At 44.8% G+C, this 16,914-nt stretch carries 13 protein-coding genes; 1 reads left to right on the top strand and 12 read right to left on the bottom strand.

What is annotated here, in order from left to right; translation table 11 throughout:
* Positions 1–41: 41 nt before the first annotated feature.
* Positions 42–1,190 carry a GntR family transcriptional regulator gene (locus AC4PM4_RS02900; RefSeq protein ID WP_491612708.1) on the bottom strand — a complete coding sequence of 383 codons (1,149 nt, stop codon included), beginning with the start codon at positions 1,188–1,190 and terminating at the stop codon, positions 42–44.
* 306 nt (positions 1,191–1,496) lie between these two features.
* Between AC4PM4_RS02900 and AC4PM4_RS02895 the strand changes: the two genes are divergently transcribed.
* On the top strand, positions 1,497–3,551 hold the full coding sequence (locus tag AC4PM4_RS02895) for a GxGYxYP domain-containing protein (RefSeq protein WP_491612707.1): 2,055 nt from the start codon (positions 1,497–1,499) through the stop codon (positions 3,549–3,551).
* Positions 3,552–3,767: 216 nt separating this feature from the next.
* Here AC4PM4_RS02895 and AC4PM4_RS02890 read toward each other — a convergent pair whose 3' ends face one another.
* The 11 genes from AC4PM4_RS02890 to AC4PM4_RS02840 all read right to left on the bottom strand — a co-directional run bounded on the left by AC4PM4_RS02890 (position 3,768) and on the right by AC4PM4_RS02840 (position 16,817).
* Positions 3,768–4,916 carry a glycoside hydrolase family 76 protein gene (locus AC4PM4_RS02890; protein WP_491612706.1) on the bottom strand — a complete coding sequence of 383 codons (1,149 nt, stop codon included), beginning with the start codon at positions 4,914–4,916 and terminating at the stop codon, positions 3,768–3,770.
* A gap of 161 nt (positions 4,917–5,077) precedes the next feature.
* On the bottom strand, positions 5,078–5,965 hold the full coding sequence (locus AC4PM4_RS02885; RefSeq protein WP_063565073.1) for a carbohydrate ABC transporter permease: 888 nt from the start codon (positions 5,963–5,965) through the stop codon (positions 5,078–5,080).
* Positions 5,966–5,975: 10 nt separating this feature from the next.
* Entirely contained in the window at positions 5,976–6,845 is an 870-nt protein-coding gene (locus tag AC4PM4_RS02880) for an ABC transporter permease (protein WP_063565231.1), read from the bottom strand.
* 184 nt (positions 6,846–7,029) lie between these two features.
* Positions 7,030–8,667 carry an extracellular solute-binding protein gene (locus tag AC4PM4_RS02875; RefSeq protein ID WP_064638480.1) on the bottom strand — a complete coding sequence of 546 codons (1,638 nt, stop codon included), beginning with the start codon at positions 8,665–8,667 and terminating at the stop codon, positions 7,030–7,032.
* 218 nt (positions 8,668–8,885) lie between these two features.
* Positions 8,886–10,538 carry a sensor histidine kinase gene (locus AC4PM4_RS02870; protein ID WP_491612705.1) on the bottom strand — a complete coding sequence of 551 codons (1,653 nt, stop codon included), beginning with the start codon at positions 10,536–10,538 and terminating at the stop codon, positions 8,886–8,888.
* On the bottom strand, positions 10,507–11,259 hold the full coding sequence (locus AC4PM4_RS02865; RefSeq protein WP_064638482.1) for a response regulator transcription factor: 753 nt from the start codon (positions 11,257–11,259) through the stop codon (positions 10,507–10,509). The genes AC4PM4_RS02870 and AC4PM4_RS02865 overlap by 32 nt, the downstream gene beginning before the upstream one ends.
* Positions 11,260–11,490: 231 nt before the next feature.
* Positions 11,491–12,372, bottom strand: a complete 882-nt coding sequence (locus tag AC4PM4_RS02860) for a carbohydrate ABC transporter permease (RefSeq protein WP_064638483.1) — start codon at positions 12,370–12,372, stop codon at positions 11,491–11,493.
* A gap of 15 nt (positions 12,373–12,387) precedes the next feature.
* Entirely contained in the window at positions 12,388–13,278 is an 891-nt protein-coding gene (locus AC4PM4_RS02855; protein ID WP_491612704.1) for a carbohydrate ABC transporter permease, read from the bottom strand.
* A gap of 52 nt (positions 13,279–13,330) precedes the next feature.
* Positions 13,331–14,605: an ABC transporter substrate-binding protein gene (locus tag AC4PM4_RS02850; protein ID WP_491612703.1), complete on the bottom strand. Its 1,275-nt coding sequence runs from the start codon at positions 14,603–14,605 to the stop codon at positions 13,331–13,333.
* Between the two features lie 85 nt (positions 14,606–14,690).
* Complete coding sequence (locus tag AC4PM4_RS02845; RefSeq protein ID WP_063565080.1) at positions 14,691–15,569, bottom strand: AraC family transcriptional regulator; 879 nt, start codon at positions 15,567–15,569, stop codon at positions 14,691–14,693.
* Positions 15,570–15,851: 282 nt separating this feature from the next.
* Complete coding sequence (locus AC4PM4_RS02840) at positions 15,852–16,817, bottom strand: MBL fold metallo-hydrolase (protein ID WP_465116462.1); 966 nt, start codon at positions 16,815–16,817, stop codon at positions 15,852–15,854.
* Positions 16,818–16,914 lie beyond the last annotated feature (97 nt).

The following is a 16,914-nucleotide window of genomic DNA, read 5'->3' as shown; positions in this document are numbered from 1 at the left end:
TCTCCGCTTCTCTACGGAAAAGGTTTTCTTTTCTTGTTAAATTAAGCTTGAGGAACCGTTCCGGTAGTTTGACGTACGACCAGTTCGGGTTCAATCAGCATTTTGCTATAACTTTTCGTTTCCCCATGACCACGTAATACTTCAAGTAATTTAGCAGCCGCCCGATACCCCATATCCCGCTCAAATTGCTTAACATGGGTAAATATACTGAATTCCTCCACGATTGAGGTGGGATCATCGAAGCTTACTATCGATACATCTTCAGGCACTCGAAGCCCTGCTTGTTTGGCCATTTGATAGATTTGCACACCTAACCTGCCGTTAAGCGAAACATAGGCTGTGACCATTCGATTTTGGATATATCGATACAAAGGGTGGGCCTCTGCTTCCTTAAGTTCAGTTAGCGGTTGGAAATCTGTGATCATATGAGCAGGATTAATTAACGCGCCTTTGCCTTTTAAAGCCTCAATATAACCTTCGATCCGCTCCTGAACCGTAACCGTCTGAAGGGGAGAATCCGAGCAAATAGCGATATCCCGGTGTCCCAGCTCCCACAGATGCTCCACAGCTAGCCTTGTGCCCCGTCTGCCATCTGCCGCAATATAATGTGTCTCGACCCCTGGCAAATAACGGTCCATCAGTACAAAAGGAAAACCCGAGAGCTTCATGCCAAGGATCTCCTCGTTGTAGTTCTCTTCATCCACAGGAAAGATTAATAGACCTTCTGCCCCAAGCGCCTTCATTTCCTTGATGACATCCTTCTCTTTATCCACTTTGCCATGCGTAAACATGATCATGCTGCGATATCCTTCGTCACGCAAGGCTTGCTCAATTCCCTCAACGAGCCGGATGGCAAAATAATCATGGATGGAGGGCACAATGATGCCAATCATTCCTGTAGACAGTGTCCCCTCTCTACCTTTCATTGTGTTCGCTTGCGTTGAGGTCATAAAAGCACTATCCGCTTCTTCAGCTACAAAACTACCTTTCCCCGGCACACGCGCAATTAACTTTTCATTTGCTAATCCGGTCAAGGCATTGGCAACTGTAATTTTACTGACCTGAAACTGATCCATCAGTTCCTTCTCTGTCGGTATGCGATCACCGGGTTTCATATTTTCTTGAGTTATGACATGTCTGATATAGTCCTGGATTTGTTGATACAGTGGAATTCGATCATTTGTACTCATTTTGATCACATCACCAATTCATTCATAATATTTGAGATATATAATATATCCTTTCACCTGCAAGTGCAATAAACAAGCTGAGCTTATCTGCAGTTGCAAAGATTATCTCCTTAATATCATCGCATTTAATATGCCTGATTTCCAGGTATAATGGGAAGTTTTGTCGAACCCCTTGTAAAATTATATATGAATATATTTAATATGTGTTGGATAGAGATGTGTGGATTGGCTTTTGACCAAAAAAGGAGGGTGGGTATTACGAAGGCACAGCTCTAATTCTTGACTATAACAAGGAGTGAATTCGCCATGGCTCGTAGATTCACGATGCTCTGTTTAGCTCTCATATGCGCTTTTTCATTAACCGCCGGCGCTGCTTCAGCTACGGAAACGGATGTACAGACAGCCAAACCTGATGGGTCCAAACACCGTGAACTGCCAAGTTTCAAAAAGCCGAAACATTTGGATGCAGCCGACATCTATGATGCGCCAGGTGACATCAAATTGTTGCTGGGAACATTACAGGGTATCGTTAACAGAGAACAACCCCGAATCTATCTGATTGAGTCCCAGGAAGAAGGAAAATTGACCTGGCTTAAGGACATCAAGGTGCCTTACACGCTTCATCAGGATTATTGGGAAGTGTTCTCTGCTTATCGCAACGAAGTCAAAGGCATGGTTGTATATGATCCCAAAGTACCTGATACGATTAACGTAGCAACCACGCTCGCAGGACTGAAGAATGCTGTGGTTGCCAGTCCCGAGTTAGCAGTCAAATTGTCCAAAGCCCCTTACAAATTGAAGATTGTAGATGACCTGCGGGGTAAATTCAATAGTCGGATAGATGCCTATACCTGGCAGTATGAGAATCTGTGGAAGAAAACGAACCACCAGATGTTAATTGGACTCGATCCGGATACGGCGATTCGCATTCCATCCGGCATGCCTGAATCCTTTGTTACGATTGCGGAGGAAAAACAACAGATTCGAGATGCAAGCAACCGTGATACGTATTCCCTGGATCTTTCTACACTATTGGGAAAATCTTCAGTATATCTCCGATTTGATGACGCTTTCACTCAAGATGGCTGGGGACCGGCTGTACATGAGGTTACGGTCAAGGCCGATGGAAAAGAGATCGCTAACTTCATCGCAGGAACACCGGAAGAAGAACAATTCCTGTATGATAGACAGAATTCCAAGGTTGCTGAAGGAGAAGGCGGCCACCGTTTCGCCGATAATGGTAATTATTTTGTGTATGAATTCACTCCTCCTGCGGGTACTCAGAACCTGACGGCTGAAGTGGACATGTGGAATCAGTATAAAGTATCCGCGGGTAATATCCGCCCTCTCTCGGCTGAGCAACGGGAGCCCTATGCATATTTAAGGGATTATGCAGTCGCTAATAAAGCGATGGTATTCTGGTTGGATTCCAATATACCTGAGCAAAAAGCACTCTTCGAGAAGATCATGTCTGATGTAAAACCCGGAACTCCCTACCTTGGCTGGTTTAGCAATGATGTCGAAGGTGAGTTCAGCTCCGTTGAGATCGCATCTCGATATGGCGTCTATGTTCTCGCAGCGGATTGGTTCAGCAACCTGACTGTTTTCTCGGGGACAAAACCGAATCTCACCCCGGTGAAAAAATCTCCGCGACCTGCGCTGGAGAACAAAATCTATGTAACGTATACCTTTACGGAAGGCGATAATTTTCAGTATAACCAGCATCGCATGCGTGTGATGTGGGATGATCCGGCCAGGGGTAAGGTTCCGATTAACTGGACTTCAAGCCCGCTTCTCTACGAAGGTGCACCAGCAATATTGAATTATTATGTGAACACCGCAACCCCGAATGATCTGCTGATCGCAGGACCATCCGGTGCAGGATACTTCTATCCAGAGGCATGGCCCGACTCAAGCTTCCGGCAATTTTTGCAGCAAACTGAAAAATATATGAAAAAGACTGGCATGACCATTCCTTATGTGTTGAACCGTGTAGACAGCGAGAATGTACCTCTCACGCCATTTAAAGCCAAGGCTTATGCACAGGATTATCATGCACCCGGCTTATTCATCAGCTATGAAGACAACTATGGTGTGGAAATCGTTGATGATAGCCTGCCCGTATCCACAATTCGTGGGATAAGTACCGTGCAGGATGGATTACAGGTGCTGAATGAAGCGAAAGCGAATTGGGATGGTAAATCGCCATTGTTCGTTTCCCTTGGATTGCTTGCATGGAGTACGACTCCATCCGATGCACTGGCGATCACCGAAGAACTCGGAACAGAATTCAAGGTTGTCCGTGCTGATGACTATTTCTCCCTAATCCGAGAAAGCTACAACTTACCCGCTAGCAAGTAATCACCATACCTACAATGAATTTGCAGACGCATAAAAGCATCGTACCCTGAGTAATTGGGTACGATGCTTTTTTCGAATGAAGCCTCACCGCTGATTTACCGTTTAACAGTGACACCGGAACATAACAGCACCGCATGATCTTTCTCATGGAAAGACTCATGCAGGCGCTGACCTCTAATAATTACTATCCTATCAACCTATCTTCCACTCAAATGGCTACTTCTTCACTGGTCTATCCGGTTTACCTGGCTTATCCGCTTTGCCGTCTTCCAGCTTAGCAGCTCCTTCCAGCAGAAATACGCCGCTGAGCTGAGCCGTAAGGTGGAGTGGGTTCTGGGCTGCTTTACCCCATGCCTGACCGAATAATCCAGTGTCCCGGCTACCTTTCAGTAAGGCATCGGCATTGCGATAGACTGCCTTTTTCAGGCTCTTGTTATGCCCGACTTCATACAACTCAACCATGTAGCGGATCAGGATGCCTTTGAACAACGCACCGTCCCCGTCGCCGTCCTCTTTAAATATGCCCGTCTTCTCATCCGTTAAGGTTTTCAAAGAACCAGCTGCGGTTTTCTCGGCATCTTTCAAATACGTCTTCTTTCCTGTTATCCGGTAGAGTTCAACACCCGCTCCGATAAACGTGCCTTGATTGTACGTAAAGATCCATGCTTCATTCACATCCAGTGTGCCATCCTCCTTCAGCACCAAACCATCCGCTACCAGGCCCGTTTTCGGATTAACCAGATGTTGTTTCTCCCAATCATATATTTTTTTGGCCCATTCCAGATCCCGCTCATCGCCAAAACGTTCATACAACCTTGCAGCCAAGATAGCGGCAGGCCCATTGGAGCATGCATTTCGGTTATAACGCTGATCCTTTTTCCAAGCCATACCGCCAAGCTCATCTTCCCACCAGGCGGTCTTGATGTCATCCCACAACTCCATTACGTATCCCTTCATCTCTTCACTGCCTGTTGCATCATACAGACGAAGCCCGGCGAGCGCGAGCCATTCCATATCATCGTAGAATTCATTGTGAAGTGAACCATTGCGTGCAATGATACTGCGAACGTGTTCTTCTGCACGCTCAGTGTAGGCCTTGTCTCCTGTACGTTCATATCCGTCCACCAATGCATCGACCGCATGGGCCTTCCACCAGTAATTCAATGCCTGTTCACCTTCTGGTGTTGATGGATAAGCATTATTCATCATTTTTGATGCATCGTTCCAGTAGTATTCATGCAGCTTCTCTTGCGACCACTGCGCCTGATCTGCATAGCGATTCTTGCCACCGCTTGTTGCCCCCATGGTGGTGACCAGAATAATGCTGAGTACCAGCGTGAGGCTCACCATTTTCCTTTTGCTCATCAGATCCCTTCCCTTCTCCAATCGACTTATAACTAACAGTTTTACCCGTAAAGCAGTGTCAATCCCTTGCTCCAGCTCTGTTCACGCCTGTCCCTGACGGTGTTCCTTCACCCCCTTCCATATTTCTCAGGCAGAACTGCAGATGATGCTGATAACCAGAACTATTCTTTTACGGCTCCAAGTACGATTCCGTGGATTAGATAACGTTGCAGAAAAGGATATATCATCAGAATGGGAATCATGGATACCAGAATTTTGGCAGAATTCAACGTTGTATTGGAGATTTTATTGAACTGCTGCAGCTGTTCGACCGAAAGATTCTGCATCTGATCACGTGTGAGGCTGAGCTGCTGCAGATAGGTCTGGAGCGGGATTTTGGAGCTGTCGTTAATCAGAATGATGCCGTCAAAGAAATTGTTCCAGTGCCCAACAATAACAAACAGCATGATCGTTGCCAGACTCGGCATGGAAATGGGGATGAAGATTTTGAGCAGAATTTTAAGCGGACTGGCACCGTCAATAAATGCGGCCTCTTCCAGTTCCTTTGGAATTCCCTTGAAGAAGTTCATGAGGAGAATCACATTAAAGACAGGAACTGCCCCCGGCAGAACCAGCGCCCAAATGCTGTTGATCAACCCCAACTTGCTGATGACCATATACCATGGAACGATCCCCCCGCTGAAAAGCATAGTAAACACAATAATCCACATATATGTGTTTCTCGATCTGAATTGTGTGACGCTTCGTGACAACGGATAGGCCATGAGAATGGTCAAAAACATGTTGATTGCTCCCCCAAGCACCACCCGCTCGACCGAGATGAAAAAAGCCTTCCAAAACTTCGTATCATTCAGAATCTGGCCATACGATGAGAAATTCAGCTCCACTGGAAAAAAATAGACCCGACCTGCATTAACAGCTGTACTGCTGCTGACGGACACCATAATGGTATTGACAATCGGCGCCAAGGACATGAACGTAATCAGAATTAACGCAAACATAATCAACAGGCGGGATAGCCTGGAGCCGAGCGATTTGGATTGAATCATGCTAACCCTCCTAGAAAATTCTGTACCCCGCATACCTCGAAGCCAGTCTGTAGGAAATCACGATCAGAACAAAGCTGATCACCGATTTCATCAGTCCAATCGCTGTTGCAAATGAATATTGCATGTTGATCAGACCCATACGGTATACAAAAGTATCGATAATATCGCCCGTTTCATATACCAGCGGATTATACAGGTTAAACACCTGATCAAAACCCGCATTCAGTACATTACCAAGACTCAGCGTACCCAGCAGGATAATCGTTGGGAACATACCCGGCAGCGTGATATTCAGCGTCTGTTTCCAGCGACTTGCGCCGTCCATTGCGGCAGATTCGTACAATGCAGGGTTGATTGCCGTTAATGCAGCCAGATAGACAATCGTCCCGTAGCCAAATTCCTTCCACGTATCCGTCACAATGAGCAGCGGCCTAAACCAGTCATTACTCGCCAGAAACATAATCCGCTCCAGTCCGAGAAACTCAAGGAAGTTATTCACCATGCCGTCGAAAGAAAAGATCATGGTCAGCATGGTGCCCAGAACCACCCAGGACATAAAATGCGGCAAATAGACGATGGTTTGAATTGTACTCTTGAATACTTTCAGACGCACCTCATTTAACAGCAAAGCGAATACGATGGGTACAATCAACCCTAGAGCAATCTTTCCAACCGCGATAACCAATGTATTAATGAAAATCTGCTTCGCGTCCGGCAGTTGAAACATATATGTGAAATTGGAAAGCCCTGCCCACTTTGACCCGAATATTCCTTTGGCAGGAATGAACTTTTGGAATGCCATCACGACCCCGAACATCGGTACAATTGAGAAAATGAACAGCATGATCATGCCAGGCAGCAGCATAAAATGATAGGTCATTTCGTCAAAGGTTTTACGTTTCTTTTTGCTCCGGTAACGCACTTCCCGCTCTTGATTAACGGTTGTTTCCATTTGCGGCATTGTCCTTTCCACCTCCATCATGTGCCTAATTGGACAGGCTTTATCGACGAAAGCCCGTGCGGAAGTCCACCATCAGGCTTCCGCACCTAAGCTCACGCGATCCTTATCTGTTGCTCATCTCGTTGACTTCTTCTGTAATCTCGTCACCACCCGTACGTTTCCAAGTGTCGACAAACTTATCGAATTCATCTACAGGGGCTTCCCCCATAATGATCTTGAGCATGGTTTCCTCTTCGAGCTTCTGCAGATTCGCCCACTTCAGCTTCATCGTCTCGGTTGTTCCGTAGAAGCCTGCGGGAATCACTTCCAAATTCGGGTTATTCGCCTCACGCTGTCCCTCGATCCGGGAGAGATATTCACCATAGGTGTTTGCATCGATCGCATTACCTTTCTCTTTGAATTCCTGATAGGCCTTGAAAGAAACCATTCGATCTTCTTGAACAGCGGAAGCATCTCCGGCCTCATCCGCCTTGATCAGATCATCGTAATACCGCTTTAGCACATCGTCATAATCCACTTGCATCGGAATCTGGGTAGGATCATTGTTCCAGCGGCTTGCATCGGTGAGCAACTCGTCAGCATGCTCTTTCTTGTAATTGATTGCGTCCTCCGTTAAGGAGTACAGGAAATCCGTTGTTAAATTGACTGATTTCATAATCGCTTCAGGATGCGCAAAGTCCTTCTTCACAACGACAATGCCACCGCCCACCGGATCTTGCCGGATCGTCTTGAACTTGCCATTTTCATCCACTGGTGCAGATACGGCAACCCAGACTGCTTCAGGATCTTGTTTGATGGAATCCTTGTAGTTGGTGTAGCCGATCCACCATGGATTAAACACCATTCCGGCCTGTCCGTTGATGACGAGAGCTTCCTTCTCTTCACTCGACCGGACAGCAAACTGTTTATCAATCAAACCTTCTTTATACATGGCACTCAACTCTGTCAGCGCTTGCTTCACTTCAGGCTGAACAGATCCATATTCAACCTGACCGTTCTTCTGAATCCAGTTCATCGGAAAGGCACCGTGTGCAGCAAAGATCGGCGTAAAGTTCATCGCATTGGAATCCATGACCATGCCTACCGTCTTGCCTGTTCCCGAAACGTCCTTCTCCACAAACGTTCTCGCGAGATTCCATACATCCTCGACGGATTCCGGGAGCTTCGCGCCTACTTTATCCACCCAATCCTTCCGGACCCACAGCAATTGGTGCTGGTTTCCGATATTTGTCATAGGCAGACCCATGATTTTACCGTCCACCTTTACCTGATTCAGCAGCAAATCTCCGTAGGAACCATAAATATTTTTAACACCCTCGGATGCTGTCTTCTCGTACACCTCTGTCATGTCGGCAATGAGATCGTTATCCACCAGTTGATTAAATATTTCGCGGCTGACAAGCATTACATCCGGGAGGTCGCCTGTCGTCATCGAGAGTGACAGCTTCTGATCCATATCATCTGTTTCCCAAGCTACCTTGGCCTTGACGTTCACCCGGTCTTCTACATAGCGTGTAGCCAAATTGTTTTCAATGGTATCGCCGGCAGGCAGATTGTTCACATGATTGGTATTTCGGCCAATCGTAAATTCCACGGGTGTCTCATATTTACCATAAGGTTCATAGTCCTGTTGTGAAATTTGCGGTTGTGCACTCTCGTTATTGCCCCCGGTACAACCACTGACTACAGCTATCATCATGCTTCCGATCAGCAGCGTAGCCATCTTACTGCGCTTCTTCATTCTGTCATCCCCTTTATCTGATTTGCTTTTGATAACCAAATTGTATGCGTTTTCACAATTGGCGTATATGCCACATTTTTCGGATATGTAACACTTTTTTTATGACCTCCAATTTACTTTATTTCTCTGTATTAAAAGTTTATAACAGTAACAAATAAGCGGTCGCAACAGCAACCGCTTCCGTACTAACGCTATGTTTTTAATGTAACTACACGCAATCATGTGGCAGGAAGGACGATTGACACTTCCGTTCCGCTGCCTGGCTCACTATGAATAACGAGCCCGTAATCCCGACCATAATACAGCTTGATTCGGTCATTAACGTTCCGAACACCACATCCGCCGTTCTCTCCTGTTAACAACCCTGCCGTCTGCATAGGCGTCATGCCAACACCGTTATCACAAACGGTTAGTTTAATCCCTTCTCCCACCCGGTTAACTGTAATGTGAATGCGATAATCTATCGCATCTGCCTCCACAAAACCATGCTTGATGGCATTTTCCACAATTGGCTGCAAAATAAAATGAATCACCTCGGTATGTAATACCTCGTCATTGATATGGTAATCCACATCAAATCGACCATCGTTCATGATGAGCTGCAAATCCAGATACGCTTTAATATGCTGCACCTCAGCCTCAATGGTGGCCATATTCTTCCCCTGGTTTAGTGTTGTTCTATAGAAACGGGCTAATGCAGATACCATATAACTCGTTTCTATATCCACCTTTTTCTCGGCCCTCCAGCGTATAAATGAAAGGGTATTGTACAGGAAGTGAGGGTTGATCTGACTAATCAACTTGTTATATTCACTTTCCTTCTTGGCAATTTCGGCGTGATACACCTGAGAGATCAGGCTGTTGATCCTTGTCAGCATTTTACCGATACCGTTAGTCAGCTCACCAAATTCATCCCTGGATGAACTCCGGATAATCACATCCAGATTGTTCCGCTCTACCTTGTCCACCTTGTTCTTGATATGGATAATTCTTTGCGTAAAGTTATTAGAGATGACATAAATGAGCAGGAAGGTAATGACCAGGCTGAGGATGATGACAAACAGCGTAATTTGAAAAATACTCATTGCATTGGCGTACGCATTGGTATTCAGCAGATTATAGTGAATGGTCCAGCCGTTGTTGGCGAGTGAGCGGCTAAGACTTAGATCGCCAGACTCCCCAACTTTCGAACCTGCGGGCACAGCAACACGCTTGTGGTTTTCCTGAAATATCACATGCTGCTTCGCGTCCTCAATATGAACAGCTACATGTTCCGACAGATTGTCCAGATCTGCAAAGATGCTATCATGCTGAATGGAGATCACCATAAAATTGCTGTCTTTCGGATTGCTGATCAGTTCCTGAACGAGATAAAGCTTCTCCCCATCCACAATCCAACGCCTGCCTCGAAATCCGTCATACCAAGCCTTACTCTTGAGATCCCCAATTGGCAAAATATTATTGCGGATCCCCAATAACTCCCCGGATGTATAAAAGGTAATGCCTTCAATATCATCATCCATCAGCCGGATGTTCGAAATCAATGGCTCCAGAATGTCCCGGAAATCCAGGTACATATTATAATAATTATCTTCGTAGTCTTTCGTAAATATTTGTGATAAATCCCGGTTAAGCACCATGAACTCACTTAGCGTATTGTAGCGATTAATCTTATAATCCATAATGTTGGCCACCTGCTCCAGACTCGCTACAGCTTCGCTCCGCAACTCCTTCATTTGAATACGGTAAGACTGTATGAAGGAGAGCAGTCCAAGCAGAAGGATCGGAATGAGTGCAATCACCAAATGGGATAACAGCAGCTTGTTTCGGAACCTGATATCATTGAATTTGCTCTTGATCCATCCGATCATGAAGCACCCCGCACTCTCTGAACTGTAACGGACTGACGCCAAACCTGTTTCTGAACAGCTTGGCAAAATAAGAATGATTGTCGATGCCAACGGCCCCTGCAATATCATTGATTTTCATATTCGAATGAGCCAGCAGATGGCTTGCACGCCGCAAACGATAATCGGTCAAATATTTCGAGAAGTTCTCCCCAGTCTCTTTTTTAAACAAAATGCTCAAATACCCTGGAGATAGATAAACATCGTGGGCTGCCTCGGATAATGAAATATCTCTCTGATGGTTATCCTTCACATAATCCTTCACCTGTCGAATGACCTTCGATTCCACGGATTCCGGTTCGGGACCTCCGCCATAAGCACGGATCTGCGTGATATCCTCCATCACCTGTAGAAACTCTTCCCTAACCAGTGGCTTGAGCAAATAATTAACCACACCCAGTCGAATGGCACTGCGGGCATATTCAAATTCATCATAACCGCTGCAGATCACAATCTTTATATTCTGCTGCGTTTTCCTGGCTTGTTTGCTAAGCTCTAGTCCGTCCATAAGAGGCATTTTGACGTCGGTGATGAGGATATCAATCGCGTTCTCTACCAGAATTCGCTCTGCGCTCTTTCCGTTCTCGGCTTCCAATACTTGAAAGGGAAAGCCGTAGTGAGAGATCAAATCCTTAATGCCTTCTCTTTGCACGCACTCATCGTCAACAACAAGAACATTAAACATCATGACATCTCCTTTGCAAGTAAAGTGAAGGCAAACTATAAGGGGACTATCTTGGTGTACATAGTATTCAGTCATATCGTAGTATATCATAGATTTAGGAAAGGGCTTTCAAAAAGGTAATCCACCAATTTTCAGGCATCGATGTCCATGATTTAAGTGCCCAGCGACATAGAAATATCATGTAAAACAACAAAAAAAGCCGCCAAAAAGGCGACTATTTCCGTACACGTGCTATCCCTTAACCGCACCTAATGCAACGCTGCCTATAATTTGTCTGGAGAATATCGCAAAGACAATGATAATAGGCAAGATCGAGATCGCAACACCCAAATACAACAGTCCGTAATCCATTCCATAATATCCTTGTACCAGCGCAACGAGTACCGGAAGCGGGTATTTATCCAGGGAGAAAAACAGGACCAGCGGCGTGAGAAAATTATTCCACGAACCGATAAAGGTGAATATGCCAAGGGCCGATATGGCCGGTCCCAGAATGGGCAAGACAATCTGATTGAACGTGCGGAACTCCCCTGCACCATCTACACGTGCAGATTCAATAATCTCGTCTGGAATGCTGCTCTCCATAAATTGTTTGATAAAAAACACATTAAATGCATTCGCCGCTGCCGGCAAAATGATCGCTGCATAGCTGTCCAGCAAACCTAACGTACTGAACAGACGATACATCCCGATCAGCGCGAGCTGCCCAGGCACCATCATGGTGGCAAGCAAGAACAGGAATAGCCAGTTGCGACCTTTGAACTTGAACTTGGCGAAGCCATAAGCCGTTAGTGAACCGATATACAAAGATAGCACCGTAGACGTTCCGGCAATGAAAAAGCTGTTGGCAAACCCGCGCCAGATATTGATTTTGGAAGCCATGTTCGTATAATTATCCAGCAAGAAGGGGCCTGGCAGAAACGTAAATGTCGATGCAATCGTCGCATTATTATGTGTGGAATAGATGAGCATGAGATAAAATGGAATGATACAGAGCACGGCTAGGCTAATCAAACACAGATAAATAATGACTTTGCCCAGTGTCAGACGCCTCACAGTATCGTACTGCTGTAGAGTAACTTTTTGTTGTTCGACTGGTTTGACGGTTGGCATTTCATTTCCCCCTCCCTATGCACGGCTCTTGCGCTTCGTCATCATGAAGGATACGACCGATAGCAGGATAATGATGATGAACAGACAGAATGCAATGGCCGCCCCATAACCAAAACGTGTACTTTGGAATGCCACATTATACAGATACATAATACTCGTCATGGCTGCACGATCCGGACCACCCGTTCCATTCGTCAATGTAAACGGCTGATCGAAAATCTGAATACCCCCAATAATGGACGTGATCATCTGAAATAGAATGATTGGACGGAGCATTGGAACGATGATATGAATGAAAATATGTTTCTTTTTCGCCCCATCCATTTGAGCGGCTTCCTGCAGTGCCGGATCAATACCCTGCAGCCCTGCCAGATAGATGACCATGGAGTAACCAAAGTATTGAAAGAACAGAATGGATGAAACAATCAGTCGCATAAACCAAGGATCATTTTTCCAGTTAATTGGATCATCGATAAATCCAACTTGAACCAGAAAATGATTTAAACCGCCGGATTGCCAATCAAAGATCAGACTCACAAGCAGACCCAATGATGCAGCGGTAACGATGTTGGGAAAGAAATAAACCGCTCTGAAAAAGTCTCTTCCCTTAAGTAACTTGTCGTTGAGGATAAAGGCGAGTACAAGCGAAACAGTAAGTTGTGGGACCACAGAGACACCCCAGATAAAAAGAGTATTAAATAATGTCTTGTAGAACAAAGGATCTTGCAGAACAGCAATATAGTTACCCATTCCGACGAAGTCTGGCGTAGTAATCCCATCAAAGTTGGTGAAGCTGATATAGAGAGAATACAGAATGGGGTATAGCCCAAAAATGGCGAAAAGAATGAAAAACGGAGCAATGAAATAGTATCCGTAATGATCTTTGCGGATTGACTTGGCAAACATGATTTGTACCCCCAGTCATCGGATGATTAAAAGGCATTCGCTTACTTCTAAGCTAATCCACTTCCAGCTCCGGAAATCTCAATTTGACATCACGCTTGATTCGTTTTACGGCTTCTTCTTTGGTCTGAATGTCATTATTGAGATACAACTGGAGAACATTTTTGAAGATGTCATTGTTAATGGTTGAATCATATTTGGTTCGCTCATATACAGGAACCTGCTTGGCTGCTTCCGAGAAAAACTCAAAATGCTTCTGCCCTCCCAAATACGCTGAAGATACAGATCCCGCAAGCTGATCATTCACGACCATGTTACTTGTGAAATAGTCCTGTTCCTTCGCCAGCCCAGAGAGAAATTCATGATCAAAGTTATAAAACTCAATAAACTTCCAGGCCAGATCCTTTTTGTCACTTTTGCTGTACATCGCAATATAAGTTCCACCGGCACTAAAAGCGGATGGCCCCGGCGCGAGACCCCAAAATCCTTCGGTATCCGGAGCGTTCGCCTTAAAGGTGTATTGCAACGCCCAGGTTGCTCCCGGATAGAACATCACTTGGCCTTTTTGCATCGAAGCCGCATATCCGGCACTACCATCATCCAACTCTGCAAGCACATGCCGCTGACGGGCTTCACGAACAAGGTCAAGCACCTTCATATAAGTAGGATCGATGACTAACTTCCCATCCTTAACCCAAGGGATACCATCATATGAATTGGATATCGCATTCCAGTTGGCAAGGGCATGAACTTTATTTCCACTCTCCTGCTCAACTCTCTCTCCAATCTCGAATATCTTCTCCCATGTATCAATTTGCGGCGCTACCTTCTCCGGGTCGTCCGTACCCAAATATTCTTTGGCCAGATCTCTCCGATAATAAATACCTCCAGGCGTTCCCTGATAACCGATCGCTCTAATATTTCCTTCGCTATCCTTCTCATTAGCCTGCACAAAAGCATATTGCTCTGGAATTAATTCATTGGCGTTATACGGTGCTGCCGATAAATTCTCCAGATAAGGCACATCAATTAGCTCTCTTATATTTGCATTCTCGATCATAAACACATCCGGAGCCTTAGACGTTGTCTGTAGTGCAGACTTAAGCTTGGTGATGTAGAAATTGCCCGGAATATTGACAAAATTCACCTTAATGTTAGGATATTTCTCCTCGAATTTTTCAATAGCATAACCTGCTTCATCCGTAAAACTCCAGACGGTGATTTCCTCCTGCTTGGACTGGTTGGCTCCACTTGGTTGGCAGCCGGACACCATTAACACTGCGCTTACGAGTGCAATCATGGAGATATATTTAAGCTTAAACTTCTTCATGGGCCCCCTCCTTCAAAAAGGAAACGCTTACAATTTATTAGAGTATATGGATTTTGGAGAAGGCTTTCTCCCCAAATATTGTGAATCATCCTTCATATGTTGTGATATTTGTACGATGCTTCTTGCGAAATTCGGACGGGGTACAATCATTATATTTTTTGAACAGACGGTTGTATGAGTTCACATTGTTGAACCCATGACCAATGGCAATATCCAGAATAGATTCGTCGCGAAACAATAACGCCCATTCTGATTTGATTATTCGAAAATGATTCAGGTATTCCATCAGTGTGATTCCTTTGATCTCTTTAAACAATTTACATACGTGAAACTTGCTGAATTTAATGTGCTCTGCGACTTGATCCAGTTTGACGGGTTCAGCGTAGTGCTCCTCCAGGTATTCACAGACCGATTCAAGAAATTCAAACTTTTTGGAAGGCGTACAAAGGCATCCTGAAGTTAATTCATCTGTAATCGGTGCCTTTGTGCGCAGCATATGAACGATGAGATCATATAATCTGGCAACCATTAACCAGCGATACCCCGCCTGTTGATCTTTCTCTTCATTCGCTAAAGCATCTATATATTTCCCAAGATTTTTCTCATTACAAAGGTTGGACGGGATGACCGTCGTTTTGTTGAAAAGCTCACCCAGGTCATGGGTTTCTTTTTCGGTTGTGAAGCTTCCCGTTAATAACTCCAGCCGAAACAGGATAATAGTTAAATGATCTGTACCTGGCAAGAAACAGTGAATGTCTCCCGGTTTAATAAGCAGCACATCTCCGCGTTCAAGGTCAAATACATGGTTATTGATGCCAATTCTCGCGCTTTTCCCATTGACTACAACCAATTCAACCTCTTCATGCCAGTGTGCGGCAAAATTAAACTGTTCCTCGGTATGAATTACCTTGATTGGAAAACCTTCAGTCATATGACCTGTTTCAAGAAAAGTAGGTACACCCATCAAATCACCCTTTCCACATTTTCCAGTTCAACAATGATCTAGTTATCATTATTATGCATCAAGTATAGCTGTCCCTTCTAATCGAGATAAAAAACGATTGAAAAAACGAAAAAAAAGCTCCCCAACATTTGTTAAGGAGTCTCTATTATGAGTCTATCTTCTTAACAACCATGATCCTGAATAGTACCTGCTGAGAAGGATCAAAACAAAAAAGTCGCCTTATAGGGCGACTTCTTAAAAACTATAAGTATGATGTGAGGACAATAACGGATCGAGTCAGGTTCAACTTTTACCACTTTTCTTGATCCACTCATGCATGCTTTGCAAATTGGACTTGAAATACGTAGTGAAGAACCATTCCTGATAGGCTGATGGTACAGTAATTTCGTCCAAGCTTTGGTTTCTTTGAGCAGCATCGGTCACAATTTCCAATAGATCCGTTATGTAGTCTTTGACTTCATGTAGTGCGTTCAATGAACATACTTCTCCATGCCCCGGTACGATGATTTCTATATCCAGCTGTTCGACTTTGTTCAAAATATCCAGCCATTGCTGAGGATTAGCATACATGAGAACCGGATGATGTTTAGATAAGACCAGATCCCCCATTATCGCAATTCTGTCTTTCGGAATAAACACCAGGGCATCGCTTTGAGTATGACCTCCGCCAAAAGTAATAAGTTCAACACTGCGCTTACTGCCATGAATAGTCATGTGCTGATCAAACGTTAAGTTCGGTAATGAATATACCAGATCGGGGAGCATCTTCATATATTCACGGTCACTGGCATTATCCCATTGCATTTCCTGTCTTAACTTTTCGTTTGTCTCTCGTTGTATTTGTTCATCGAGTTCGTCTATAGCATCATATATCGCTTCAGGTTTTGCCAACTGCTGCGTTATCCTGTTCCTAACAAAAGTATCCATAATTTCGCGAGTAATCGATGTGGAAATAATCTGTGCTGCAGGGACAAATACTTGATTGCCACATGTGTGGTCACTATGCCAATGCGTGTTGATTACATAAGAAGCCTTTCTACCCGTGAGGTACTCAGCGGCTGCCTGCAAATCCTCTGCAGCCTGTATCGTCGTGAATGTGTCCACAACTAGCGTTTCATCGCCTAAGTCAACTATTGTGGCATTGCCCAATGAACCTGTACCGGGAACTGCAATCGCAGCAAATACACCCTCAGTAACCTCATTCAATCGGAAATGCCTTGAACCTGTGAATGCCCCTATTCCGCGCATTATGGATACCTCTCCTTTCTGAATCAAACGTCATTATATACTAAAACGATCGATTAACCCAGTCTGAATCGACAGCGGTTTTCTCAACCTCTTTTTG

It is taken from the genome of Paenibacillus sp. MDV22-iso6 (assembly GCF_058408365.1).
The sequence above is the reverse complement of the archived record's forward strand: the minus strand, read 5'-3'. Positions and strand labels throughout refer to the sequence as shown.